Origin of the sequence: Achromobacter sp. LC458, assembly GCF_001005835.2 — a bacterium.
GTDB classification, from domain to species: Bacteria; Pseudomonadota; Gammaproteobacteria; order Burkholderiales; family Burkholderiaceae_B; genus Achromobacter; species Achromobacter spanius_B.
Genome location: NZ_LBHW02000004.1, coordinates 70,558 through 95,056 on the forward strand (window position 1 = coordinate 70,558; position 24,499 = coordinate 95,056).

The 24,499-nt window shown below is 66.6% G+C and carries 24 protein-coding genes; 7 read left to right on the forward strand and 17 right to left on the reverse strand.

Annotated elements, in window-relative coordinates:
• Positions 1–31 precede the first annotated feature (31 nt).
• Complete coding sequence (locus YH64_RS04915; RefSeq protein WP_082134355.1) at positions 32–1,129, reverse strand: M14 family metallopeptidase; 1,098 nt, start codon at positions 1,127–1,129, stop codon at positions 32–34.
• Entirely contained in the window at positions 1,126–2,547 is a 1,422-nt protein-coding gene (locus YH64_RS04920) for an MFS transporter (RefSeq protein WP_046803213.1), read from the reverse strand. Before YH64_RS04920 ends, YH64_RS04915 begins: the two co-directional genes overlap by 4 nt.
• A gap of 252 nt (positions 2,548–2,799) precedes the next feature.
• Here YH64_RS04920 and YH64_RS04925 point away from each other — a divergent pair, with 252 nt between their 5' ends.
• Positions 2,800–3,705 (forward strand): LysR substrate-binding domain-containing protein, encoded by a 906-nt coding sequence (locus tag YH64_RS04925; protein WP_046803212.1) that lies wholly within the window; start codon positions 2,800–2,802, stop codon positions 3,703–3,705.
• A gap of 171 nt (positions 3,706–3,876) precedes the next feature.
• Positions 3,877–4,584 carry a FadR/GntR family transcriptional regulator gene (locus YH64_RS04930; RefSeq protein ID WP_046803211.1) on the forward strand — a complete coding sequence of 236 codons (708 nt, stop codon included), beginning with the start codon at positions 3,877–3,879 and terminating at the stop codon, positions 4,582–4,584.
• Here YH64_RS04930 and YH64_RS04935 read toward each other — a convergent pair.
• The 14 genes from YH64_RS04935 to YH64_RS05000 form a co-directional block, all read right to left on the reverse strand.
• Positions 4,565–5,914, reverse strand: coding sequence for an amino acid permease (locus tag YH64_RS04935; protein ID WP_370512726.1), 1,350 nt, complete (start codon positions 5,912–5,914; stop codon positions 4,565–4,567). The two genes, YH64_RS04930 and YH64_RS04935, sit on opposite strands and share 20 nt — an antisense overlap.
• Before the next feature lie 95 nt (positions 5,915–6,009).
• Positions 6,010–7,269 (reverse strand): 3-oxo-tetronate kinase, encoded by a 1,260-nt coding sequence (otnK, locus tag YH64_RS04940; protein ID WP_046803209.1) that lies wholly within the window; start codon positions 7,267–7,269, stop codon positions 6,010–6,012.
• A complete protein-coding gene (gene ltnD / locus YH64_RS04945) occupies positions 7,266–8,192 on the reverse strand; it encodes an L-threonate dehydrogenase (RefSeq protein WP_255444167.1) in 927 nt (308 codons plus the stop codon). The genes otnK and ltnD overlap by 4 nt, the downstream gene beginning before the upstream one ends.
• Positions 8,193–8,214: 22 nt before the next feature.
• A complete protein-coding gene (denD, locus tag YH64_RS04950; protein WP_046803207.1) occupies positions 8,215–9,189 on the reverse strand; it encodes a D-erythronate dehydrogenase in 975 nt (324 codons plus the stop codon).
• Positions 9,190–9,288: 99 nt separating this feature from the next.
• The gene (otnI, locus tag YH64_RS04955; protein ID WP_046803206.1) at positions 9,289–10,074 is read right to left on the reverse strand and encodes a 2-oxo-tetronate isomerase; all 786 of its coding nucleotides are present in this window, start codon (positions 10,072–10,074) and stop codon (positions 9,289–9,291) included.
• Between the two features lie 46 nt (positions 10,075–10,120).
• Positions 10,121–11,458, reverse strand: coding sequence for an MFS transporter (locus YH64_RS04960; protein ID WP_046803205.1), 1,338 nt, complete (start codon positions 11,456–11,458; stop codon positions 10,121–10,123).
• 75 nt (positions 11,459–11,533) lie between these two features.
• On the reverse strand, positions 11,534–12,172 hold the full coding sequence (locus YH64_RS04965; RefSeq protein WP_046803204.1) for an aldolase: 639 nt from the start codon (positions 12,170–12,172) through the stop codon (positions 11,534–11,536).
• 214 nt (positions 12,173–12,386) lie between these two features.
• Positions 12,387–13,616: an MFS transporter gene (locus YH64_RS04970; RefSeq protein WP_046803203.1), complete on the reverse strand. Its 1,230-nt coding sequence runs from the start codon at positions 13,614–13,616 to the stop codon at positions 12,387–12,389.
• Positions 13,617–13,653: 37 nt separating this feature from the next.
• Positions 13,654–14,550, reverse strand: coding sequence for an amidohydrolase (locus tag YH64_RS04975; protein ID WP_370512723.1), 897 nt, complete (start codon positions 14,548–14,550; stop codon positions 13,654–13,656).
• Positions 14,551–14,613: 63 nt separating this feature from the next.
• Positions 14,614–15,066 carry a hypothetical protein gene (locus YH64_RS04980; protein ID WP_046803202.1) on the reverse strand — a complete coding sequence of 151 codons (453 nt, stop codon included), beginning with the start codon at positions 15,064–15,066 and terminating at the stop codon, positions 14,614–14,616.
• Positions 15,067–15,131: 65 nt separating this feature from the next.
• Complete coding sequence (locus YH64_RS04985) at positions 15,132–16,028, reverse strand: glycerophosphodiester phosphodiesterase (RefSeq protein ID WP_223264759.1); 897 nt, start codon at positions 16,026–16,028, stop codon at positions 15,132–15,134.
• Entirely contained in the window at positions 16,018–17,622 is a 1,605-nt protein-coding gene (locus tag YH64_RS04990) for a hypothetical protein (RefSeq protein WP_046803200.1), read from the reverse strand. Before YH64_RS04990 ends, YH64_RS04985 begins: the two co-directional genes overlap by 11 nt.
• Position 17,623: 1 nt before the next feature.
• Positions 17,624–18,529: a hypothetical protein gene (locus tag YH64_RS04995; RefSeq protein WP_046803347.1), complete on the reverse strand. Its 906-nt coding sequence runs from the start codon at positions 18,527–18,529 to the stop codon at positions 17,624–17,626.
• A gap of 105 nt (positions 18,530–18,634) precedes the next feature.
• Entirely contained in the window at positions 18,635–19,096 is a 462-nt protein-coding gene (locus YH64_RS05000) for a hypothetical protein (protein WP_046803199.1), read from the reverse strand.
• A 212-nt stretch (positions 19,097–19,308) separates the two neighbouring features.
• Between YH64_RS05000 and YH64_RS05005 the strand changes: the two genes are divergently transcribed.
• The 5 genes from YH64_RS05005 (at position 19,309) to YH64_RS05025 (ending at position 23,236) form a co-directional block, all read left to right on the forward strand.
• Positions 19,309–19,896 carry a hypothetical protein gene (locus YH64_RS05005; protein WP_046803198.1) on the forward strand — a complete coding sequence of 196 codons (588 nt, stop codon included), beginning with the start codon at positions 19,309–19,311 and terminating at the stop codon, positions 19,894–19,896.
• A 113-nt stretch (positions 19,897–20,009) separates the two neighbouring features.
• Positions 20,010–20,675, forward strand: coding sequence for an RNA polymerase sigma factor (locus YH64_RS05010; protein ID WP_046803197.1), 666 nt, complete (start codon positions 20,010–20,012; stop codon positions 20,673–20,675).
• A 2-nt stretch (positions 20,676–20,677) separates the two neighbouring features.
• Entirely contained in the window at positions 20,678–21,304 is a 627-nt protein-coding gene (locus YH64_RS05015) for an anti-sigma factor (protein ID WP_046803196.1), read from the forward strand.
• Positions 21,305–21,321: 17 nt separating this feature from the next.
• Entirely contained in the window at positions 21,322–22,785 is a 1,464-nt protein-coding gene (locus tag YH64_RS05020; protein ID WP_143215251.1) for a caspase family protein, read from the forward strand.
• 61 nt (positions 22,786–22,846) lie between these two features.
• On the forward strand, positions 22,847–23,236 hold the full coding sequence (locus YH64_RS05025; RefSeq protein ID WP_046803195.1) for a hypothetical protein: 390 nt from the start codon (positions 22,847–22,849) through the stop codon (positions 23,234–23,236).
• Between the two features lie 14 nt (positions 23,237–23,250).
• On the opposite strand, the gene YH64_RS05030 is transcribed toward YH64_RS05025, so the two are convergent.
• Positions 23,251–24,456: an acetyl-CoA C-acyltransferase gene (locus tag YH64_RS05030; protein WP_046803194.1), complete on the reverse strand. Its 1,206-nt coding sequence runs from the start codon at positions 24,454–24,456 to the stop codon at positions 23,251–23,253.
• Between the last annotated feature and the right edge of the window lie 43 nt (positions 24,457–24,499).

Here is a 24,499-nt window from a genome sequence, read left to right on the forward strand (position 1 = left end):
CGGCGCATCGGCGCACCGGCGTGTCAGCGCCTCAGCGCGCCGCCTCCAGCCCGCACAGCGCTTGCAGCACCGCCACGCGGCTTTGCCCCAGCACCATGCCGTGCCAGTCATAGGCGTGGCAATAGAACGCGTCCTGCGTGGCTTGCAGGATGTCGCGGCGCAGCGCGGCCGGGGCATCCGGGTTGGCGCGCAGCCAGTTGCGCCCGCGCAGCGCCAGCACGATGTCGTCAAAGGGCACCGTCCCGTATTCCAGCGCCATCAGCGTGGGCGACGACTGCGGGCAGGCCTGATAGATCAAGCTGGCCAGATGACCCGTGATGTCCACGGAAGCCGATGTCCCCTGAAACGGCACGGCAATGTCCAGGCCCCACCACTGCCGCGCCCGCGCCACTTCGGCGTCATCGCGGCGGCCGGCGTAGATTTTTTCGCCATGGCCGCGCGGCCCCAGGCCGGTGTGCACATCGATCCAACCAATATGTGCATAGGGGCTGGCATGCGTTTGCAGGATGCGGCGCAGGTTGGATAGCGAGGCCGCCGGCGCCGCGCCGCCGTAGAACAAGCCGTCGGGGTGCGTGTACTGGCCACGCGACACGGCTTGCGCAAAGGCGGCCTGCCCATGTTCGGCGACGTAACGCGCCAGGTCGCGCTGGTTGTCGTCGGACGGCGGCCATTGCGTGGGCAGCAGCAGCGGATGCAGCGCGCCGTAGCCGGCGTTGACCGGCAGCGGCGCGCCGTCAAAGGGCTGCGCATTGCGATTCAAGTCGACGTTGCCTTCGTCGGTACGCGCCATCCACGAATACCCGTACGGGTTTACCGCGTGCACCAGCAGCAAGGCCACGCCCGCCTGGCGCGCGCGCTTGAGCATCGGCGCGTCGTCCATCAGCGAGAACTGGCAGCCCGCCCCGCAAAAGCCTTCGACGCCATGCGTGGCGGACGTCATGATCAACAGGCGCTTGGCGTCGGGCGCGCCGATCAGCGCAACGTCGGTGGCCAAGGCTTCGCCCTCGCTTCCCACCGCCTCGATCGGGTAGGACGCGACGGACGCGCCCAGGCGCTCGGCATCCGCCACAAAGCGCTCGCGCGATTCGGCGTAGCTGCGGGGAAAGTAGCTTGTACTGCTGGGCATCATGCCTCCTGAGTGTCGATTGCATGGCCGGTGCGGTCCTGAATCCAGAACAGCACCACGGTGGAAAGCGTGACGGTCACCATCAAATACCAGGCGGGCGCCATGGGGTTGCCGGTGACATGCAGCAGCCAGGTCACGAAGAACTGCGCAAAGCCGCCAAAGACCGAGATGCCCAGACCATACACGACGGACATGCCGGTGGTGCGCACGGCCTTGGGAAACAGCTCGGGCAGCATCGTGATGACGGGCGCGGTCTGCAAGGCCAGCAACACGGCCAGCAGCGCAATCACCGTCATCAGCCGCGCCGTGCTGGGCGCGGACACCAGCCATTCAAAGCACGGAAGCAAAGCGCACACCGTGGCGGCGCGCGACCAGAAGATGACCTTCTTGCGCCCCACGCGATCCGCCAGCATGCCGACAAACGGGGCGATCAAAAAGCCGATGGCGCCCAGCACCACGCTGGCAAACAGCGTGGACGTGGCGGGCAGGCCCAGCTGCTTGTTGGCGTAGGCGGGCATGTAAAAGCCGATGATCTGCGCGCACACCATGCCGCCGATGACAAGCAGGATGCCCTTGACGACCAGCGCCTTGTGCTCGGTGAACACGCGGCGCAGCGGTTGATGGGACGGCGCGGTGGAGGCCGCCGGGGTGAGGCGCGAGTCGGCCGCCCTGGCCGGGGAATGCGCGGCGGGGGTGGTATGCCCCGCCTGCACCGCCTGGCGGGCGTGATTCCCCGGCGACGATTCCGGCGCCTCCAGCGTTTCTTCGAGGTTGCGGCGGATGTAGGCGCCCACCGGTACGGTCAGGATGCCGATGACGAACGGCACGCGCCAGCCCCACGCCTGCATCTGTTCGGGGCTAAGCGTGGCGGTCAAGAGCGCCACCGTCAGCGCGCCCAGCATCACGCCCAGCGACTGGCTGCCGAACTGCCAGCTGGAATAAAAGCCGCGCTGGTTGGCCGGCGCGTGTTCCACCAGCAAGGTGGTGGACGCGCCCACCTCGCCACCGGCGGCAAAACCCTGGATCAGCCGCGCCAGCACCATCAGCACCGGCCCGGCCACGCCCATCTGCGCATAGGTGGGCGCGGCGGCGATCAGCGCGCAACCCAGCCCCATCAGCCACAGCGTCAGCGTCATGGCGGCGCGGCGGCCGTGGCGGTCGGCGTACGACCCGATCAGCATGCCGCCCACGGGCCGCATCAGGAAGCCCACGCCGAAGGTGGCTGTGGTCAACAGCAACTGGCCGTAGCCAGAGGCAGCCGGAAAGAACAGCGGCCCGATGACCAGCATCAGGAACGTGAAAACGGTGAAGTCGAAGAACTCCAGCGCGTTGCCGATGGTGGTGCCGGCAATGACGCGCCGACGCATCGTCGATGAATGCAGATGCTGCCGGCCGGAATCGGCGCCGATGGCGATAGACATGATTTCCCCTTGATGTCCGTTGCCGGGGCGATGGTCCGCGTCACGCGGCGCGCGTCACGCATTGACCGCGCCGTGTTGGGCTGATGGCCGCCGGGCGTCATGTCCCGGTCGCTTTGCCTGCCCCGTCCGCGTGAATATACGGATGGCGGACGATAAGGAAAAGACAGTATTTTTGTTCCAGTGAAAGCTTTTTGTTATACCCCCGCCCACCCCAGCCCCGTCACCACTTTCTCCACCCGCCATCCCCACGCCATGAATCTTCGCCAATTGCGCGCCTTTGTCCTGATCGCCGAGCACGGCAGCATCCGCGCGGCGGCGCGCGCCCTGTTCGTGACGCAGCCCGCCGCCACCCGCAGCCTGCGCGAGCTTGAACAAAGCGTGGGCGCCGAACTGGTGCGCCGCAGCGCGCGCGGCGTTGAACTGACCCCGTACGGCGACGCGCTGTACAAGCGCGCCGTGGTGATCCTGCAAGAAGCGCGGCGCGCGCAGGAAGAGATCGGGCAGATGCGCGACGGCGAAGGCGGCAGCTTGAACCTGGCCATCAGTTCGGCCGCGCTGACGGTGCTGCCCGCCGCGCTGTCGGCCTTCCGGGCGCGCATGCCGCGCGTATCGGTGGCGTTCAACGAAGTGGCGCCGCCCTTCAGCCACGAACAACTGGAATCGGGCCGCTACGACTTTCTGGTGCAAACGGAATACGACGGCGACATCGACGACGGCTTTGCCCGCACGACACTGTTCACGCTGCCGCTGGCGGTGGGCGCACGAGCCGGGCATCCGCTGCGCCACGCCCGCACCCTGGCCGATCTGCACGAGGCCCTGTGGCTGCTGCCCGGCAACATCCAGGCGCCGGCCAACCTGCTGCGGCTGGCTTTCGCAACGCAACAACTGCCTGCGCCGCGCGATGTGATTCCGTGCCAGTCCATCGCGGTGGCCCTGGCCATCATCGCCGACAGCGACGCGCTGGGCATCTTCGTGCGTAATCTGTTCGACCACCGGCTGCTGCCGCGCGACGTGCGCATGGTGCCGCTGTTGCACGAACTGCCAGCCGCGCGGGTGTCGATCCTGACGCGCGCCGACTCGCCGCCCACGCCCGCCGCGCGCTGCTTCATCGACTGCCTGCACGAGGCCCACGCCCAGCACCGCCCACCCCGCCGATAGCGTCGGTAGCGCCGGTCTACCGGTTATCATTGCCGCCGGGCCTCGCCACGCGCTGCTGTCAACGTCAAAGTCAACATCAACGTCAGCGTCAACACGCGACAGACGTCCGACATCGCCATCCGCGACCGGCGTCGTTGCCCCGCACCCGCCTTACTCCTGCCCTTGATACCCATGGTGTTCCCCCGCCTTCCTTCCCAGCCCACGCTGACCGACACGGTCACCAAGCGCCTGCTCGCCGAAATCGACGAAGGCCGCGTGCCGCCGGGCGAAAAACTGCCTACCGAAGCGGCGCTGGCCGAGCAGTTCGGCGTCAGCCGCACCGTCATCCGCGAAGCGGTGTCGCGCCTGCGGCAGGACGGTATTGTGGAAGCGCGGCAAGGCAGCGGCGTCTTCGTTACCGGCCTGACGGGTAATCGGGCGCTGCGGATCGATGCGACGGAACTCACCTCACTGGACGCGGTGCTGCACATCGTGGATCTGCGGCGCGCGCTGGAAACCGAAATCGCGGCGCAGGCCGCAGCCATGCGCAAGAAGCGCGACATGGCGGATATCGACAACGCGCTGGCCGCCATTTCGCAGGCGGTGGCGGACGGCGGCGACGGCGTCAAGGAAGACGTGGCCTTTCATCGCAGCATCGCGCGCGCCACGGGCAACCCGTATTTTCTGACCACGCTGGCCTTTGTCAGCCAGTTTCTGGAAGCCGCCACGCGCGTCACGCGCGGCAACGAAGCACGCCACGCCGACCTGATGCGCGACGTGCTGCAAGAGCACGTCGCCATCGTCGAGGCCATCCGCCGGCAAGACGTGGAAGGCGCGCGCGAAGCCGCGCGCATCCACATGGTCAACGCGGCCAAGCGCCTTAGCCGGGCGCACCGCTGACCTGCAAGCGGCGCCCGCCGGTGCCGATGCCAAAGCGCTGCGCCACCAGCCCCATCGCAACAATCACGCCCGCCAGCAACGACGTATAGGCCACTTCGTTGCGGTATGTGCCTTCGACCACCATGGTGATCAGCGCGGCGATGATGCACACGATGACGGCATAGGTCAGCCACGGAAACAGCCACATCTTGAACGTCAGTTCCACGCCTTGCGCCTGCAAGCGATAGCGCATGCGCAGCTGCGACAGCGCAATCGCCAGGTACACGAACAGCGCGATGGTGCCGGTGGCCTGCATCAGCACGTCGTACAAATCCATCTTGGACGTCGCCATCATCCAGATCGCCACGAAGGCGAACACGCTGGACACCAGTACGCCGACATAAGGCGTGCCGGTGCGCCGGCCAGTCACCTGCATGATGCGGTGCGCATCACCGCGACGCGACAGCGAATACAGCATGCGCGACGCGGTATACAAGGCCGAATTGAAGCAGCTGCACACCGAGGTCAACACGATGAAGTTGACGATGGCCTGCGCATGCGGCACGCCCAGCCGGCTCAGCGCCACGTTGTAGCTGCCGTGCGTGGGCTGCGACAGCAGCGGGTCGTTGTACGGCACCAGGCACACGATGATGAAGATCGAGCCGACATAGAACAGGCAGATCCGCCACACCACCGAGCGCGTGGTCTTGATGATCTCGCGCGCGGGGTCGGCGGATTCGGCGGCGGCCACCGTCACGATTTCCGCGCCGATGAACGCGAACATCACGCCCAGCATGGCCACCACCACCGACTTGATGCCATTGGGCATGAAGCCCTGCGCCGTCAGTTGCGACACGCCGCGCGCCTCGCCCCAGGGCCACAGGTGCACCACCGCCAGGCTGCCGATCACCAGGAACGCCACGATGGCAATCACCTTGATCAGCGCGAACCAGAACTCGAATTCACCGTAGTTCCGCACGTTCATGAAGTTGACGATGATGAGCGACACCGTGATGAAAAGCGCGTAGCCCCAATCCGGCACCTGCGGAAACCAGCCATGCAGGATCTGCCCGGCGACGTAAGCTTCCCAGCCCATCAGGAACGCCCAGAAATACCAATACAACCAGCCGATGGTGAAGCCTGCCCAGCGCCCGATGGCGCGGTCGGCGTAGGTCGAAAACGAGCCGGTGTCCGGCTGCGCCACGGCCATTTCCCCCAGCATGCGCATCGCCAGGATGACCAGGATGCCGCCGCCCAGGTACGCCAGGATGACGGCGGGGCCGGCCAGCGCGATCTGCTTGCCCGAGCCGACGAACAGCGCCGCCCCGATGACCCCGGCGATGGACATCATCGTCAGGTGCCGTGATTTCAAGCCGCCTTTCAGCGCGTTGTTCTGTTTGCTGGCCACTGCCTGCCCTCCTGCTTGTGTGTATGGCTGAATCGGCGTCAGCGAAACGCCTTGATGAAGAAGTCGCGCGATCCAAAGTTGCCTGACTTCAGCGCGATGCTGACGTCTTCATTCGCCACGGGCGAATGACCGGCGCACCACGGCACGCCCGGGTCGATCTGCGTGCCGATGGTGATCTGCGCAAGCCCCAGCGCCTGGACCACGGCGCCGGAGGTTTCACCGCCCGCGACGATCAGTTGGCGCACGCCGCGCTCCACCAGGCCAACCGCGATGCGCGCAATGGCCGCCTCGATCATCTCGCCCGCGCGCGCCACGCCCAGCGCGCCTTGCGCGGCTTTCACCGCATCCGGTTGCGCGGTGGAATACACCAGCACCGGGCCGTCCTGCATGCGCGGCGCGGCCCATGCCAGCACCTGCTCCACCACGTCTTCGCCCGATGCCAGCTTCATTGGATCCAACGCCATCGCGGGCCGCCCGCTTTCAATGAACGCGGCTACCTGCGCATTGGTGGCGGTAGAGCAGCTGCCCGCCACCACGGCTTGCAAGCCGGGCGCGCGCACGTCAACGGCCACGGTACTGGGCGCCAGGCCCCAGTTTCCGGGCAGGCCGATGGCCACGCCAGAGCCTGCCGTCACCAGCGGCATGTCGCGCAGCGCGGGCCCCAGGGTCAGCAGGTCGTCGTTGGACACGGCATCCACGATGGCGATCTCAACGCCCTCTTGCTGCAAGGCCTGGATGCGCGCGCGGATGGCATCCGCGCCCGCCGCCACCACGCTGTAATCGATCAGCCCGACCTTGCGCGAGGTTTGCGCCTGCAACACGCGCGCGAGGTTGGGGTCGGTCATCGGCGTCAGCGGATGATGCTGCATGCCCGATTCGTTCAGCAGCACGTCGCCCGCGAACAGATAGCCCTTGAAGACGGTGCGCTTGTTGTCGGGAAACGCGGGCGTGGCGATGGTGAACGGCGTGCCCAGCTGCGTCATCAGCGCGTCCGTGACCGGGCCGATGTTGCCCTGCGGCGTGCTGTCGAACGTAGAGCAGTACTTGAAATAGATCTGCTGGGCGCCCTGCTGCTGCAACCAGCGCAGCGCGGCCAGCGATTGCGCCACGGCCTCATCAGCCGGCAGCGTGCGGGTTTTCAACGCCACGACCACGGCGTCCGCATCGGCGCGTAAGGGCTCACCCGGCACGCCGATGGTCTGCACGGTGCGCATGCCGGCGCGCACCAGGTTGTTGGCCAGGTCGGTGGCGCCCGTGAAGTCGTCGGCGATGCAGCCAAGCTTGATGTTGATACTCATGTTGCCTCCGGCAAGGTGATGCCCGGAAAAATCTTGATGACGGCGCTGTCGTCCTCGCGGCCATGCCCGGCGGTGGACGCCTGCATGAACATCTGATGCGCGGTGGAGGCCAGCGGCAGCGGAAACTTGCTGTGCCGCGCGGTGTCCAGCACCAGGCCCAGGTCCTTCACGAAGATGTCCACGGCCGACAAAGGCGTGTAGTCGCCGGCCAGTACATGCGGCATGCGGTTCTCGAACATCCAGCTGTTGCCCGCGCTATGCGTGATGACCTCGTACAGCGCATCGGCGTCCACGCCTTCGCGCAGACCCAGCGCCATCGCTTCTGCCGCCGCCGCGATGTGCACGCCGGCCAGCAACTGGTTGATGATCTTGACCTTGCTGCCCGCGCCCGCGCGGTCGCCCAGCCGATAGACCTTGCCGGCCATGGATTCCAGCACCGCGCCGCAGGCGTCGTAGGCGGCGTTGGCGCCTGCCGTCATCATCGTCATCTGGCCGGCGGCGGCCTTGGCGGCGCCACCGGAAATCGGCGCGTCCAGGTACAGGACGCCCTGCTCGGCCAGGCGCGCTTCCAGCGCGATGGACCAGTTGGGGTCCACGGTGGAACACATCACGAACACGGCGCCGGGCCGCAAGGCGGTGGCGATGCCACCGTCGCCATACAGCACCGATTCGGTTTGCGCGGCGTTGACCACCACGCTGATGATGATGTCGCAGGCGGCTGCCATGTCGGCCAACGTGGCGCAGGCCACGCCGCCATCAGCGGCAAAGGCTGCGGCCGCTTCGGAACGGATGTCGTACACGTGCACATCGTGGCCGGCGCGGCGCAGGCTTTGGGCGATGCCCGCGCCCATGGCGCCCAGGCCGATGACGCCGACGCGGCGGGGAGTGGATTGCGGAAGGCTCATGGCGGGTTCGTCCGGAATGTCGTAAGAATGGCGCCGCGTATCAACGCGGCAAGTCGTCGGCCACGTAGGCGCGGACGATGTCGGCAAAGCTGTTGTCGCCCTTCAAGCCCAGGCGGCTGGCGCGCGTGGTGTCCCAGCGGCCGGGCCAGCTGCCCACGATGCGTTCGACGCGTTCGTCCGGGCGCCACGTGATGCGGTCGGCGACGTCATCGCCCGCGACCTCGCGCAGCGCTTGTTCCATGTCGGCCACCGTGACGGACACGCCCGGCAGGTTGATGGGCGCGCGGTCGGACACGGCGTCAGGCGAAAGCTCGCACCCGGCGATCAAGGCCTGGATGGCGGCACGCGGCGACAACAGCCACAGACGTGTGTCGGCGCCCACGGGGCAGACGGCGGTTTCGCCGTTAAGTGGTTCGCGGATGATGCCGCTGGCAAAGGAAGATGCCGCGGCGTTGGGGCGGCCCGGGCGCACGCTGATGGTGGGCAGACGCAGCACGCGCCCGTCAACAAAACCACGCCGCGTGTAGTCGGCCAGCAGCAGTTCGGCAATGGCCTTTTGCGTGCCGTAGGACGACTGCGGGTTCAACGCGGTGTCGTCGCGCACGGTGTCGGGCAAGTCGCCGCCGTACACGGCTACCGAGCTGGTAAAGACGACGCGCGGTTGGTGACCCAGCGCGCGGCACACTTCCAGCAAGGCGCGCGAGGCGTCCAGGTTGATGCGCATTCCCAAGTCGAAATCGGCCTCGGCCTGCCCGCTGACGATGGCCGCCAGATGGAAGACGGCGCGCGTGTCGGTGTCGATGGCCTGGCGCAGCACGGCCGGGTCGGCAATGTCGCCGACTTGCGAGTGCACGCGCGGGTCAGCGAACGCATCGGTCTTGACGACGTCCAGCAGGTCGATGCGGGTGATGGCTTGCGGGCCATTGGCGTCCAGCGTCAGCGTGCCCTGCTCCAGCAGTTTGCGAGCCAGCCGCTGGCCCAGGAATCCGGCGCCGCCGGTGATCAGGATTTTCATGATGCGATCTCGGTGGTTTGCAATTCGGTGATGTGCAATTCGTTGATGTGCAATTCGGTGCTAAGCAACGTGATGTTGATCAACGCAGCCTTGTACGACTCAGCGCCGGGCAAGATAGGGTTGCGCCCAGCCCAGGCCCGCGCGCGTGCCCGCTTTGGGCCGGTATTCGCAGCCGATCCAGCTCGTATAGCCCAGCGCGTCGATGCGGTCGAACAGGTAGGGATAGTTCAGTTCGCCCACGTCGGGCTCGTGGCGGTCAGGCACGCCGGCAATCTGGATGTGGCCGATGCCGGCCATGTCGCGCTCCAGCTTCTTGGCGATGTCGCCTTCGACGATCTGGCAGTGATAGCAATCGAATTGCACTTTCAGGTTGTCGGCGCCGACTTCCTTGCAGATGGCTTGGGCGTCGTCTTGCCGGTTCAGGAAGAAGCCAGGGATGTCGCGCGTGTTGATGGGTTCGATCACGACCGTGATGCCGGCCGTTGCCGCAATGCGCGCGGCGTGGGCCAGGTTCTTCACGTACACCTCGCGATGCGCCGCGCGGTCCTGCTCCGGTCGAATCAGCCCGGCCATGACGTGCAGGCTGCGGTTGCCCAGTTGCGCCGCATATTCCAGCGCCTGGTCCAGACCGCGCAGGAATTCATCTTCGCGCCCCGGCAAGGATGCAATGCCGCGCTCGCCCGCAGCCCAGTCGCCCGGCGGCGCGTTGAACAAGGCCTGCGTCAAGCCGTAATCGCGCAACCGCGCCTGGATATCGGCGGCGGCGTAGTCGTAGGGAAACAGAAACTCCACCCCTTGAAAACCATCGCTTGCGGCGGCCGCAAAGCGATCCAGGAACGGATGCTCGGTGTACATCATGGTCAGGTTGGCGGCCAGGCGCGGCATGGCGAGTCCTTTGTTCAATAACGTTTATCTACGCGGCAATAACGCCTTAGCGATTGACCAGCTTGGCGGGCGTGAACCACACCGCGATGGCGCCGATGACCAGCACGGCGGCCAGCACGTACATGCCGGACGCCGTGGAGTTCGTCAGGTCTTTCAGGTAGCCGATCATGTAGGGGCTGGCGAACCCGGCCAGGTTGCCCACGGAGTTGACGATGGCAATGCCCGCCGCCGCCGCGGTGCCCGACAGGAAGGCAGTGGGCAACGACCAGAACAACGGCGCGCAGGTCAGCACGCCGGCGGCGGCCAACGACAGGCAGATCAGCGACACCACGGTGTTGTCGGCAAAGGATGCGGCGGCGGTAAAGCCGATGGCGCCCGCCAGCGCCGGCACGATCAAGTGCCAGCGGCGTTCGCGACGCTTGTCCGCCGAATGGCCCAGCAGGTTCATCACGATGATGGCGCAGATAAACGGAATGGCCGACAGCAGGCCAATGTTCAGTGCCCCGGTGACGCCGGTGGACTTGATCAGCGTGGGCATCCAGAACGTCAGGCCGTATTGCCCCGCGACGAAGGCGAAATAGATCAGGCACATCCACCACACGCGCTTGTCGCCGAACACCGCGCGCAACGAGTGCTTTTGCGTGCCGGTCTGCTTCTGGTCCTGTTCGATCTCGCGCGTCAGCAGCTGCTTTTCGTCGGGCGTCAGCCATTTGGCGCTGGCGATGCCGTTGTCCAGGTACATGATGGTGACCACGCCGATCAGCAGGGCGGGAATGGCTTCAATCAGGAACATCCACTGCCAGCCCTGCAAGCCGTGCGTGCCGTGAAAGGCTTCCATGATCCAGCCCGACAGCGGGTTGCCGAAGATGCCGGCCACGGGGATGGCGGACATGAACAGCGCGATGATCTTGGCGCGGCGATGCGCCGGGTACCAGTAGGTCAGGTACAGGATCACGCCGGGATAGAAGCCCGCTTCGGCCAGGCCCAGCAGGAAGCGCAGGATGTAGAAGCCCGTGGGCGTTTCCACAAACATGAACATGCCGGACAGGATGCCCCACGTGATCATGATGCGCGCGATCCAGATGCGCGCGCCCAGGCGATGCATCAGCAGGTTGCTGGGCACTTCAAACAGGAAGTAGCCAATGAAGAACACGCCCGCGCCCAGCCCGAACACGGTTTCGCTAAAGCCCAGGTCTTGCGACATCTGCAACTTTGCAAAGCCGACGTTGACGCGGTCCAGGTAGGCAATGACATAGCACAGCATCAGAAACGGCACGAGCCGCCAGAACACCTTGGCGTAGGCGCGCGCGGTTTCGCGGGATTCAGGTTGGGATGCCGAAGCGGCAGCGGGGTTGGCGCCGGACGCCAGTTCCATCGGGGGCATGAAAAGTCTCCAGGAGAATGCGCCGCACCGGTCCGCGCCAAGGCGGCCAGGCGACTTTATTTGCGGTTGATGGGCTTAGATGCGCGCGCCGAACGCTGTGCGCAGTTCTTCGATGGCGTCGGCAGACAAGGGCGTGGGACGCGGCTGGCTCATCAGCCACAGGCGCGCGGTTTCTTCCAGCTCTTCCAGCGCATACGAGGCATGCGCCACCGAGCGTTCCCACACCACCGGCCCCAGCCGTTCGAACAGCGCGCCGCGCACCTGGCTGGCCACGGCTTCGACCTCGGCCGCGGCTTGCGGGTCGCCGGGGCGGCGATACGCGATCAGCGGAATGCGGCCCACCTTCATCACTTGATAGGGCGTGATGGGCGGCAGCACTTCGTCGGTTTTCCAGACCCCGGCCAGCGTCAGCGCGACCAGATGCGTGGAATGCGTGTGGATGATGCCGCGCGATTCGGGGCTGGCGCGATAGATGCCCTGGTGCAGCACCAGCGTCTTGGACGGCTTGGCGCCCGACACCCAGTTGCCGTCCAGGTCGACCTTGGCCAGTTCGGCCGGGTCAAGCCGGCCCAGGCAGGCGTCGGTGGGCGTGATCAGCCAGCCGTCGTCCAGCCGCGCGCTGATGTTGCCGGCGGCGCCGACCGTGTAGCCGCGCTGGTAAAGGCTGGCCCCGACGACGCAGATTTCTTCGCGGATGCGGGCTTCGTCAGTCATGAAAAACCCCTGGAAAGCAGGGGCGGACAGGCGCTGGAACGCAATGGGAAGGTGATGGCCAGGACGGCATGATGACTTGTCTCATGAATATAAGTTATCGGGTCATCATACAAATTTACGATCGCAAACCCTACCGGGTAAACCCTAGGCGAAAGAGAAAAGGCCCGGACGATGCCCGGGCCTTGTCGGCGTTTTGAGTGTTGCCGGGTAGCGCTTATTCCAGCACGCGCCCCTTGGTTTCCGGCAGCAGCAGCGCCGTCACGATCACCACCGCATAAGCGCCGGTGGCGAAGGCGCCAATGGCCCAACCCAGCCCGTGCGTCTGGCTGAGAAAACCAACCAGGCTGGGAAACAAAGCGCCGATGCCGCGCCCGAAGTTGTACGCAAACCCCTGTCCCGATGCGCGCACGCCGGACGGGAACAGTTCGGTCAGGTAGGCGCCGATACCGCTGAAAATGCCTGATGCGGCAAAGCCCAGCGGAAAGCCCAGGAACAGCATCTGGTGATCAGTCAACGGCAACTGCGTGTAGGCGTAGACGCTGATGGTGGACAGCACCGAGAAGATCAGCAGATTGGCGCGTCGGCCCAGCCGGTCGGCCAGATAGGCGCCGGCGATGTAGCCGCAGAACGACCCCAGGATGATGACCATGAGGTAGCCGCCCGTGTTCAGCACCGACAATTGCCGCTCGACTTTCAGGTAGGTGGGCAACCACGTCGTAATGGCGTAATAGCCCCCCTGCACGCCCGTGCACAGGATGGCGGTGATGACGGTGGTCTTGATCAGCGCCGGCGAGAAAATCGTCCAGAACGAGGCGCGCTCCTGGCCGGCTTGCACCTTGGCCTGCGCGCGCTGGAACACCTCGGGTTCCGGCACGTTCTTGCGGATGTACAGCACCAGCAGCGCAGGCAGGACGCCGATCCAGAACAGGCTGCGCCACGCCCATTCCGAGGGCAGCACCGAGAACGCGACCGTGTACAGGATTGCTGCCGCACCCCAGCCCACCGCCCAGCCGCTTTGCACCGTGCCCACGGCCTTGCCGCGATGTTCGGCGCGCACGATTTCGCCCATCAGCACCGAGCCCACGGCCCATTCACCGCCAAAGCCCAGGCCCTGCAACGCGCGCAGCACGAACAACTGCTCGAAGTTTTGCGCAAAACCGATGGCCACCGTGCAGGCCGAAAACCACAGGATCGTGTATTGCAGCACGCGCACGCGGCCGTAGCGGTCGGCCAGGATGCCGGCCAGCCAGCCGCCGATGGCGGAGAACAGCAGCGTCACGGTGCCCAACATGCCCGCCTGGCCCTTGTCGATGCCCCACAGGGTCATCAAGGTGGCGATCACAAACGTGAACACCATGAAGTCCAGCGCGTCGATGGCCCACCCGCCGAACGCGGCGATGAAGGTGCGGCGTTCGGTCTTGTTCAGCTCTCTATACCATTGCATGGCTTGTCTCTTGTGTTGTTGTTCTGGCGATGCGCGGCTATCGCGTCGGGGCGAACCCGTACAGGCGTTCGGGGTTGCTGACCAGGATGCGATGGCGCACGTCGGGGTCCGGCGCCCACAGCGCCAGCTGGTTGCGCAAGCGTCCCGTATTGACCATGCGGGTCTGGTGCACGTGCGGCCAGTCGCTGCCCCACAGCATGCGGTCGGGCGCGGCCTGGATCAGCGCCTGCGCCCACGGCGTCACGTCGCTGAAATCGTCAAAGCGTTCGCTGATGCGATACGCGCCCGACAGCTTCACCCACCAGCCGTGGTCCCGCACCAGGTGATCCAGCGCCTGGAAGCCGGGGCTGCCCAGGCCATCAGCCACCGGCATGTGCCCCATGTGGTCCACCACGCCGGGCACCGGCAGCTTGCGCATGCGGGGCAGCAGCTCGGGCAATTGCCGCGCGTCCATCAGGAACTGCATGTGCCAGCCCAGATCGGCAATGCGATGCGCCAGCGTTTCCATGGCGTCAAAGCCGATGCCGCCGCCAAACAGCACATTGATGCGCAGGCCGCGCACGCCGGCCGCGTGCATGGCTTCCAGTTCGTGGTCGGTGACATCGGGCGACACGACGCCAATGCCGCGCAACGTGTCGGGGTGGCGGGACAGCACCTCAAGCATGTAGCGGTTGTCGGTGCCGTAGACGCTGATCTGCACCAGCACGCCGCGCGACATGCCGGTTTTTTGCAGCATGGCCAGGTAGGCCGATTCCGGCGCGGGCGGCGGCGTGTAGGTGCGCTCGGGCACCAAGGGGTAGGCCGCGGTGTCCGGGGCGACGACGTGCGCGTGCGTGTCGCAGGCGCCGGGCGGGATGTCGAAGGTGGCGGCGTCCATGTCGGGCAGCGGGGCCAGGCACAACGGCGGTTCGCCCGCGATCGGGGTGGTGTTCAAAGTTGTCTCCTCAAATGGCCTGTGGCCTATTGAACGGACCATTCGAAGGCCCATCCTGTGGCTTTACAGCGAATACCGATATTCGCAGTTCAGCGTCGCCGTCAGCGCCGCCGGGGTCTGCGCCCCCGTGGCCGAGCGCGGCCGGGGCGCCTTCAACTTGGCCTGGAACTTGCCCGCCATGTCACCGCTGTCGCTGGTCTTTTCCACCGCCATGGTGGACGGCAGCGCGTAAAGCGTCAGCGCCGTGCCTGGCGAAGGCACCAGCAACAGGAACACGGACTGCGGAAAGTCCGACACCACATAGCTGCCCTGGGTCGTCGTGTCGTTAAGGGCGAGGGTGGCGTCGAAGTAGCTCAGCGTGATGTCCAGGTCCTCGGAGGACGGCGACGGAATCGTGCCCTTTATCGCGACCTTGCCGCTATCGGATACGCAAGACAGTTCGGCCGGCGCCGAGCCGGCGTGGGCGGCGCCTGCCAGCAGCAGGCAGGACAAGAACGAAATCGCGCGGGCGTGCATGGGGTTTCCTTGCGGACGGTGAACGGAAAAATTTGCCGTTCAGTGTATGCCCAATCCCCGGCGTTTCAACCCCCGACGGCGCGGCAGAACGCCTGCGCGTCGCCGTCGATGATCACGCCCGACGGCAGGTAGCCTTCGCGCTGCCGCGTCGCGCGCAGTTGCTGCGCCAAGGCCGCATCGCCGCCCACCGCGTAGACAAAGACGCGCACCGATTGCGCCGCCGCGTCACGCAGCAATTGCGGGTTGGCGGCCAGCGTCATCGCGTCCACATGCACACCGACAGGCGCGCCCACCGTTTTGGCAAGATTGGCCAGCCACTGGCGGTTAAGCGAGGGCGCGGTGGCGCGTTGCGATACGTACTTGCCCAGCGGGTTCGCGCTGACGGCGTCCGCGTGGCGCGGGTCGAACACGATCAGGCCCAGATAGCCATCGGGGTCCGTGCCGCGCACGCATCGCAGTGCCTCGGGAAACGCCGACGTGATCATCCAGTTGCCGTGCGGCAGCGCGGTCTTCATGCCGGCGACCAGCTTGCCCACCGGCGCGCAATCGCGGTAGACAACCTTGAGTTCGGCGTTGAAGGTCTTGGCCGGCTGCGTGGCGGCCACTTGCAGCGCGTCGTCCAGGAACGGCGGCGGCTGCCCGCCGCCCTGCCCGGCCAGCTTGGCGCCTCGCCAATCCGCGCTGCTCAGTTGCAGCACGGCGCGGCGTCCGACGCCGGTGACCGACCTGCCGGTCAGCACATCGTGGTGCAACACCCAGCGGCCATCCTTCAGGCGCTGCATGTCGATTTCCACGCCGTCCCACTGGCCCGCATACGCCGCGCGAATGGACGCCAGCGAATTCTCCGGCAACGTCGGCGCGCCGCGATGCGCGTGCACCTGCATGCCCAGGCACGCGGCGCTGGCGCCCGACCAGGGCATGGCGGCGGCAAGCAGCGCCGCCATCCAACGTTTAGCCTGCATCGCCGTGATATCCATACTTGATGCCGCCCAGCAAGCCGGTGCGCACCGCTTCGTTGAAGGGATAGGTGTACGCCTGGCCCACCACCACCACGTGCGCCACGTTGGCCAGCACGCGGCGGCGCAGCGCCTGCCCCAGCGATTCATCATCGCGGCCGACCTCGGCGCGCGACATCTGCTGGAACAGTTCGCTTTGGGTCACGCTGTTCTGCATGAACGAAAACGCCGTCCATACACACACCAGCGTCAGCACCAAGGCCAGGCCGGCGGCGCGCGTTGCCGTGCGCCCGGGCTGCTGGCCGGCGGGTGTGCGCAGCCACACAAGCAGCTTGGCGATCAGATAAAGCAGCTTGGCAAAGTGGCCCACCGCGCCCAGCAGCGAACACAGCAATGCAACCGGCGGCACGATCGCCGCGCGCGCGGCGTCCTCGCCCAGCTTTTGATGCTGGCCGCCGCGCTGGAAGTCAGACGCGCTGGCGGAAAAGCGTGGCATCGCCTCGTCGACGGCGCGGTCCAGCATGCCGTCGTACAAGCGTTTGAAGCTGGCGGGATCGGTGTAGTTGGCGGCCACGTTCATGCTGGCCGGCACCATCAGCGTCTGGCGCAGCAGCTTTTGCACGCCGGGTCGCGCCACGAAATCCTCGTAGGACAGGCCGGGCGGAATGGCGTCGCCTTCCACATGCACGGTGCGGCTGCGCATGGTCTTCCAATACTGCTGGGCAACCGCCTCGTTGAACGTGGCGCGGTCGTGCGGCTGCCAATCGGCAGGCACCGGGATGCGCTTGCGCACATCTTGCGTGACGCGGCCCTGGTAGCGGGCGGGCACGCGTTCCGGCGTCCAGCCGCGCCGCGACAGGCTATTGCGGTAATCGGACCACGCGCGGTCCTGCTCGCGCGCCAGCCCGATGTCGGACGCAACCGGCACGCCGGCATATTTCTTCCAGCGGTCCGCCACCGACTGCATCACGCTGGTGTAGACCTGGTGATAGCCGCGGATGCCCGGCGCCGTCATGCGCACGTCGCGGCCGTCGAACGAAAACGTCTTCATCTGGCGTTGCAGGTCGCTGCGGATGACCTGGCGTTTCTTGGGCTCGACCTTTTCGTCCAGGTTGTCGATGTTGGACAGCAGCACCTGGAACACGGCCAGGAACGCCTTGCCCTCGGGCCGCGCATAGACGCCATCGTCCACCAGGCCATCCAGATGCAGGTCGCCCTGCACCAACGACCGCTGGAGCAGACCGGCGTTGGTGGCGACGCGGCGAAAGTCGGCATCGCGCGTGTCCACCAGCACGTTCACCAGCATCTTGATGGCGCCGAACACCACCAGCGCGGTCACCGCGCAGGCCACGACGATCTTCAGGAACGACGGCTGACCACCCGTTCGCAGGCGGCGCGTCCACAGCAGTTGCAGCACCACCAGCGCGGCGGCGATGCCCGACAGCGTGCGGCCGAAGAACTCCAGCTCTTCGATGTCGTGCGGCGTGGCGCGGCTGCCCACCACGTCCAGCAGGCGGGCGTTGAAACCCAGTTCAAAGCTCAGGTAGACAACGGTCAGGGCGATCAGGATAAGGATTTGGCGAATCTGGGCTTGCCGCACGTCAATCTCTCAGGTCGATTCGGGTCGAGGTGATTTCCTCGTCGGGCAGGTCCAGCTTGGCGGGCACGCGCGACGCCCCGCCACGCGGTGGTGCGCTGGCGGCGGCGGCCGTGTCGCTGCCGGGCATGCGCTGCACGGGCGGCGGCACCATGCGGCCGTTGCCGGGCGCGGCAACCGCCGTGGTCGGGGCCGAATCCGGCGGGGCGGCTGGCGCGGACTTGCCCGGCCTGGGCGCCTTGGGTGCCCTGCCAGGCTTGGGCTTGGCGGGCGCGGCGGGCGGCGGATAGACGCCGTACTGGCGCAGCGATTCCTGGTAGCCCGCCGGGTACAGCGATTCGTCGGCAAAGGGTTTGGCGCGCGGGTTCATACCGGCAACAGACTTCACGTCGCCACGGCGCATGCGGCCGTCCTGCGTATAAACAAAGCGTTCGATGCCGGACCCCTTCGGGAAGTCCAGCGTCAGGGCGGCGCGGTCGTCTTGCACCAGCACGGCGGGCCGGTCGCGGCAGTTGCCCAGGTCCCAGGACAGCACGTCCGACCCCTGGATGGCCAGCACGGTATAGCGATAGTCGCAGTTGCGCCGTTGGGTCTCGATGACCACGACGGTGCGCGGGCCGACGTTCTCGGTGCGCGCGATGCGAGCCGAGTCCACGTTTTTCAGGGGCACCACGCGCTGGTTGCCGGACAGCTTGACCGAGAAGTTCTTGCCTTCGCGCCGCAGCGTGCCCTCGCCGCCGTCCTGCAATGGGAACTGGCCGATCTCGGTGCCGAACAACGCCGCCGTGTCCACACCGTAGACCAGCTTGCCGCGCGAGTTGGTCTGGACCGCGCACGCGCTCAACCCTCCCAGCAACAACAGCATGGTTATCAGGCGCAGGGGCAACGAACGGAATAAGAACGGGTGCATCGAAATCATCAAGGTGTCGGGAAACCGGCCCCGCAATGTATCTCAAAGTTACAAGGCAGGGCCAGGCTTGTTTCAATTCCGGCGGGTAGTCAGGCTCAGCGCGGCTTAGCTGGCGGCGCTTTGCTTCTGTTCCAGCGCGTCCTTGACCAGTTCGCCGGCCGCATGACGGATGACGCTGACGCAGCGCGCCACGATGCCGCGCAGCAGCGCTTCGGCCGGCAGCGAGTCCGGCCCCGCCACAAAGCCTTCCACCGAGGCAGAGATGCGCCCGGCCTTGTCGGCGCGGTCCTGCCCCAGGCTGAGCTTGACCGCCTTGCAGCGATGCGTGACCGCGTTCATGACTTCCAGCAGTTGCTCGCGGGTCAGGCCCAGTTCATTGGCGTCGACAAAGCTGGGATACACCAGGCGCAGGAATTCCGGATCGGCGTCGCTCACGCTGAAGAACATGGTGCCCAGGTCGGGATAGCGGAACATCACGTCGCCGTCTTCATCGATGCGGGCGACCAGGCCCAGTTCATCTTGGACCACGGTTTGATACAGGGTGGCCAGGGCGGTGGGGTTGGACATGGTGAGGTTCTCCGTGTGGAAGGTTGGCAGCGGGAAAATCCGTGCCCTTGCCTCTTGCTACGCACGGCATCGAAAAAGGTTCGAAAAAAAATCGAAGAAAGATTGAAGAAAGATCGAAAAAAAATTCCGTCAAAAATAAATCGAACCTTTTCGCCCGCCGCGCATAGCCATTGGTACAGGCATCCATTTGCCGCAACCGAAAAGGAATGACCATGCAAGGTAAAGAGCTGCGCGACGTATTGACCCAGGCCAAGACCCACGGCGGGCGCTGGGCCGCCACCGCCGCCGCCCGCGTCAACCGTGGCGACGCCGTGGGCGCGCTGCTGTTCCTGTTGGCCACCACCGTGTTCTCGGTGCTGACCGTGCGCATGATGGGATCGAACGCCAGCCTCAGCTTCTATGACCTGCTGCGCTTGCAGAATGGCGGCGGCATGCAAGGGTCGATGGGCGGCCAGGCACCCGGCGCGGGCATCTATGCGCTGTTGTGGCTGTTGGCCGTGGTGGGCCCGCTGCTGCCGTCGCTGATGCCGCAACGCGCGGCGCGCCTGGGGTATTTCATGCCGCTGGCGCTGTGGCTGATCGCGCTGATGGGCGTGGTGTCGCAGGTGCGTGAATTGATGGCGGCCACGCGCCAGTTCGCCGGTTTCATGGGCGGCTCGCGCGCCAGCCGTGGCATGGCGGGCGATATGGCGTCCGGCCTGTGGAACAACATGAGCTTTGGATTTGGCTTCTACCTGTCGCTGGCCATCGTGATCGGCTTCACCCTCCGTGGCGTTGCCATCCTGCGCCGCCGCGCTTGATTTTCCGCCCTTGCACGGCTAAGGTGCCGCTGCCCTCGGTTTGCAGGGCGGCGGCGTTCCCTGCCGATGGGCTGACGTTTACTGCGTCCAGTTCGACAACAAGAAACTGAACCATGAACACGCTCGACCCCAAGCGCTACGTCATCAACAACGTCGACGCGCTGCTGCGCATCATGCATGCCGACCCGCGCTACGCGCTGGATTTCCGCAACAAGGCCGAGCAGCACATCACGCTGAAGCTGCGCAAGAAATTCTTCAACGCGTCGCCGGAGGGCGTGGTCGACGCCTTCAACAACGCGCTGATGAAATTCCTGCAAACGCGCACGTTCAAGGATGAAGGCTTTCTGCATGGCCAGCCGGCCGGCGGCTGGGCGGCGCACGAGCTGGCCGTCAGCAAGCTGGGCGGCTACCTGTACCGGGGGTCCTTGCACGAGCTGATCCAGATGCATCGGCGCACGCGACATGAAGTGCCATGGACCGGGCCGGACGCCGATGCCCAGCACGAGGACAACGTGTTTGACGACGCCGAAGACGTGGGCGACCCATCGCCCTTCTCGGACCCCGCCAAAGCGTACGAGCACCTGTCCGTCGTGCAGCGCATGCGCGACTGCCTGAACCAACTGAGCGACACCTTGCGCGCCACGATGTTCCTGTATCTGGACGAAGTGCCGATGGAACAGATCGCCAAGCAGCAAGACCTGCACGTGCCCACCGTCAAGAGCCGGCTGCATGCCGCGCGCAAGCTGGTGACCGACTGCACGCGCAAAGGAATGGACTGATCATGTCTGAAGACCGCGTACTGTCCTACCTGTCCGGGGAATTGGACGCCGACGAGCGCCGCGCGTTTGAAGCCGAGCTGGCGCGCAACCCCGAATTGCAGGCCGAGGTAGACGAATGGCGCCTGCTGGCGCAAGCACGCCAGATCGCGCATAACGAAATCGGCCAGGCCGAGCGCGACACGCAATTTCTGCACGCGCTGGCCGAACACGTTCGCCCCGCGCCCGCACCGCTTTCGCCACGCGCGCGCCTGTGGCAATGGCTGTGGCCCACGCCCGCCAGCCCGTTGATGCCGCTGGGCTGGGCGTTGGCCATCGCCTTGTCGGTGGTCGTGCTGCTGCAAGCCCCGCGCGAGGGTTTCCAGTCCGACGGCGTGCCGGTGCAGGACGGCACACTGAAGCGCGGCGGCGGCGCTTGCCCGCGCTTGGTGGTGGACCTGCCCGACGCCGTCAGCGCCAAGCAATTGCGCAACACCCTGGCGCAGTACGCGGTGTCCATCGTGGCCGGACCCGACGAAGACGGCCGCTTTGTGTTGAGCGCCGCGCGCGAATCCTCGCTGCACGATGCCGCCACGGCGCTGGGCGCGGCAGGCGTTGCGGCGGCACTGCCTGGAGCCTGCCCCACGCCATGAAGCCATGCCGATCCGCCATGTCCGCCACGTCCGCCATGCCCATCACGTCCGCCCCCAGCGTTAGCCGGACCCGCCGCCGCCTGGTCACCGCCCTGCTCGGCGCCGGCCTGCTAGGCGCCGGCCTGCCGGGCGCCGCCACCGCCGCGCCCACGCCCACTCCCGTTTTGGCCACCCGCCGCTATGCGCTGGTCATCGGCAACGCCCGCTACGCCGTGCCCACCAATGCACTGGCGAACCCGGTCAATGACGCGCGTCTGGTTGCCGACACGCTGCGCCGCCGCAACGTCGACGTCACCTTGCTGACCGACCTGACCACCGCGCAGATGGAAGCGGCCGTCGACGAATTCGCCACGCGAGCAAACGGCGCCGACCTGGCGCTGGTGTACTTCGCCGGCCACGCGGTGGCGGTGGATGACGTGAACTACCTGTTCGGCGTAGAGCTGCCCGTGGCCTTGGCCGACGTGCGCATCCGCACGGCGCAGCAGGGCTCGTTAAGCCTGAGGCGCGTGTCGCAGGCGCTGCGCCGCGCGCAGGTGCGTGCGCGTCTGCTGGTGCTGGACGCCTGCCGTACCAACCTGACGCGTGGCGCACCGTCGGTGGGCCTGGTTCGCGCTGTGCCGGCGGGCGGCGAGCTGATCGCGTTTTCGACGCAGCCCGGCGCCACGGCCGAAGACGGCTTTGGCAATGACGGCCCGCGCCACAGCCCCTATGCGTTTTATTTCGCGCAAGGGTTGGCCGAGCTGCCCGCGTCCGCGCCGGTTGAAACCTTCTTCAAGCAATTGACGGGCGATGTGCAGGTGGCCACCGCTTACCGCCAGGTTCCGCACTACGCCAGCAGCCTGGTCGGCACGGTGACCTTCACCAGTCTGGCCGACGGCCAGACGCCCGCCACGCCCCCGACCGAAGCCGGCCAGCCCGGCCAGGCGGGGCGCGGCCCGTCGCCCACGCTGGGCCGCGACTTGATCAAGGCGCGCATCAGCGCGTGGGAATACGAAGTCGAACGCGGCGCGCAGTACCTGGACGAACCCCGCCTGGCCTCGCTGCAAGCGCGGGCGCAAGCGGGCGACGTGGTGGCCATGACGACCTTGGGCCTGATCCTGGAGAACGGCGAACACGTGCAGCAAGACTACAAGGCTGCCGCCCGCTGGTATCAGCGCGCCGCCGACCAGGGCTTTGCGCCCGCGCAAACCTATCTGGGCGAACTGGCCGGGATGGGGCGCGGCGTACCCAAGAACTACAACGTGGCCGAACGGCTGTTTCGCGACGCCGCCGAAGCCGGCCATCGCCGCGCCGCGCTGGATCTGCTGGACCTGCGCGTACGCATGGGCGAACCGCTGGACCCGCGCGAGTGGGCCGCCGTGCTGCAAGACGTGACGCGCAATCCCATGGGGATGGCGTTGCCCGGCATGCCGCCCATCCAGGGGCTGCCGGACACGCCCTGGATGCGCGCGCTGGGCGTGCGCCCGGCCGGCCAGCCCTGACGTTAACGGGGCGTGCGACTTCGGCTAGGATATTGGCGTTGTCCAACAGAAGGAGTCCGCGATGCCCCTAATGAGACACCTGGTCCTGGCGGTGGCCGCCGCCGTGGCGATGCCGCTGGCCGCGCACGCCGAAAGCGTCACCTTGCAAGCCCAGCGCGCCACCGCGTCATCCGACCCGCACACCGGCGCACGCGTGGTGGATATTGAACTCAAACCCGACAGCCGCAAGGCCCTGGCCGACTTCACCCGTGACCGCGTCGGCAAGCGCATCCAGATCCGGTCAAACGGCATCCTGCTGTCGTCGGCCACGCTGATGAGCCCGCTGGAAGGCGACAGCTTTCGCATCACCGCGGGCGAACACGGCTTTGGCGGCAAGTCGGCCGAGGACATCGCGCAGGGCATCATGAAAGACGGCGGCTTGTCGGTGGACGACGAGAACGTCGCCAAGTAGCCGCCGACGCGCGCTCATCCCGCGATTTCAAACAGGCCGGCCGCGCCCATGCCACCGCCCACGCACATGGTGACGACGGCATAACGCACCCCGCGCCGCCGGCCTTCAATCAACGCGTGCCCGGCCATGCGCGCCCCCGACATGCCATACGGATGCCCGATGGAAATAGCCCCGCCGTTGACGTTCAGGCGGTCATCGGGGATGCCCAGCTGGTCGCGGCAGTACAGCACCTGACACGCGAACGCTTCGTTCAGCTCCCACAAACCGATGTCATCAACGGTCAACCCATGCCGCGCCAGCAGGCGGGGCACGGCATGCACCGGCCCGACGCCCATTTCCTCGGGGCCACAACCGGCCACCGCCATGCCGCGATAAATGCCCAGCGGCGTCAGCCCGCGCCGTTGCGCCACGCCCGCTTCCATCACCACGCAGGCCGAGGCGCCGTCCGACAACTGCGATGAATTGCCCGCGGTGATGTGCAGGCCCGTATCCAGCCGCTGACCGTTTTTGAACACCGGCTGCAAGGCCGCAAGGCTTGCCAGCGTGCTGTCGGGCCGGTTGCCCTCGTCGCGCGCAAGCGTGACCGGCTGCGCGGTGGTCTGGCCCGTGGCCCGGTCGGTGACCTGCATGACGGCGGAAAGCGGCACGATCTCGTCATCGAAGCGCCCGGCCGCCTGCGCGGCGGCGGTGCGCTGTTGCGAACGCAACGCGTACGCGTCCTGCGCGGCGCGGGGGATGCCGTAGCGGCTGGCTACGATTTCAGCGGTTTCCAGCATGCTCATGAATATTTCCGGCTGCTCGCGCATCAGCGCGTCGTCCAGCCAGCGGTTGCGATTCATGCTGGCGTTCTGCACCAACGAGATCGACTCCAGCCCGCCCGCCACCACGATGTCCATGCCTTCCTGCGTGACCTGTCGCGCGGCCGTCGCAATGGCCATCAGCCCGGACGCGCACTGGCGGTCCAGCGTCATCGCGGCTACATGTACCGGCAACCCGGCGCGCAATGCCGCCTGCCGCGCCACGTTCATGTGCGTGGTGCCCTGCTGCAACGCCGCGCCCAGGATCACGTCTTCGACCTCGCCAGGCGCCACGCCCGCGCGCGCCACCGCGTGCGATATCGCATGGCCGCCCAGGGTCGGGGCGGTGGTGTCGTTGAATGCCCCGCGATACGCCCGTCCGATGGGCGTGCGGGCGGTGGAGACGATGACGGCTTCTCTCATGATGGGTTCCTGATATGGCGTAGGCGGGTGACGGCGCGGTGTT

Excerpts from the sequence above, each read along its gene's own strand:
- YH64_RS04915 (WP_082134355.1), bottom strand. The coding sequence starts at position 1,129 with ATGATGCCCAGCAGTACAAGCTACTTTCCCCGCAGCTACGCCGAATCG.
- YH64_RS04920 (WP_046803213.1), bottom strand. The coding sequence starts at position 2,547 with ATGTCTATCGCCATCGGCGCCGATTCCGGCCGGCAGCATCTGCATTCA.
- YH64_RS04925 (WP_046803212.1), top strand. The coding sequence starts at position 2,800 with ATGAATCTTCGCCAATTGCGCGCCTTTGTCCTGATCGCCGAGCACGGC.
- YH64_RS04930 (WP_046803211.1), top strand. The coding sequence starts at position 3,877 with ATGGTGTTCCCCCGCCTTCCTTCCCAGCCCACGCTGACCGACACGGTC.
- YH64_RS04935 (WP_370512726.1), bottom strand. The coding sequence starts at position 5,914 with ATGATGTCCATCGCCGGGGTCATCGGGGCGGCGCTGTTCGTCGGCTCG.
- otnK (WP_046803209.1), bottom strand. The coding sequence starts at position 7,269 with ATGAGTATCAACATCAAGCTTGGCTGCATCGCCGACGACTTCACGGGC.
- denD (WP_046803207.1), bottom strand. The coding sequence starts at position 9,189 with ATGAAAATCCTGATCACCGGCGGCGCCGGATTCCTGGGCCAGCGGCTG.
- otnI (WP_046803206.1), bottom strand. The coding sequence starts at position 10,074 with ATGCCGCGCCTGGCCGCCAACCTGACCATGATGTACACCGAGCATCCG.
- YH64_RS04960 (WP_046803205.1), bottom strand. The coding sequence starts at position 11,458 with ATGCCCCCGATGGAACTGGCGTCCGGCGCCAACCCCGCTGCCGCTTCG.
- YH64_RS04965 (WP_046803204.1), bottom strand. The coding sequence starts at position 12,172 with ATGACTGACGAAGCCCGCATCCGCGAAGAAATCTGCGTCGTCGGGGCC.
- YH64_RS04970 (WP_046803203.1), bottom strand. The coding sequence starts at position 13,616 with ATGCAATGGTATAGAGAGCTGAACAAGACCGAACGCCGCACCTTCATC.
- YH64_RS04980 (WP_046803202.1), bottom strand. The coding sequence starts at position 15,066 with ATGCACGCCCGCGCGATTTCGTTCTTGTCCTGCCTGCTGCTGGCAGGC.
- YH64_RS04985 (WP_223264759.1), bottom strand. The coding sequence starts at position 16,028 with ATGCAGGCTAAACGTTGGATGGCGGCGCTGCTTGCCGCCGCCATGCCC.
- YH64_RS04995 (WP_046803347.1), bottom strand. The coding sequence starts at position 18,529 with ATGCACCCGTTCTTATTCCGTTCGTTGCCCCTGCGCCTGATAACCATG.
- YH64_RS05000 (WP_046803199.1), bottom strand. The coding sequence starts at position 19,096 with ATGTCCAACCCCACCGCCCTGGCCACCCTGTATCAAACCGTGGTCCAA.
- YH64_RS05005 (WP_046803198.1), top strand. The coding sequence starts at position 19,309 with ATGCAAGGTAAAGAGCTGCGCGACGTATTGACCCAGGCCAAGACCCAC.
- YH64_RS05010 (WP_046803197.1), top strand. The coding sequence starts at position 20,010 with ATGAACACGCTCGACCCCAAGCGCTACGTCATCAACAACGTCGACGCG.
- YH64_RS05015 (WP_046803196.1), top strand. The coding sequence starts at position 20,678 with ATGTCTGAAGACCGCGTACTGTCCTACCTGTCCGGGGAATTGGACGCC.
- YH64_RS05020 (WP_143215251.1), top strand. The coding sequence starts at position 21,322 with ATGTCCGCCACGTCCGCCATGCCCATCACGTCCGCCCCCAGCGTTAGC.
- YH64_RS05025 (WP_046803195.1), top strand. The coding sequence starts at position 22,847 with ATGCCCCTAATGAGACACCTGGTCCTGGCGGTGGCCGCCGCCGTGGCG.
- YH64_RS05030 (WP_046803194.1), bottom strand. The coding sequence starts at position 24,456 with ATGAGAGAAGCCGTCATCGTCTCCACCGCCCGCACGCCCATCGGACGG.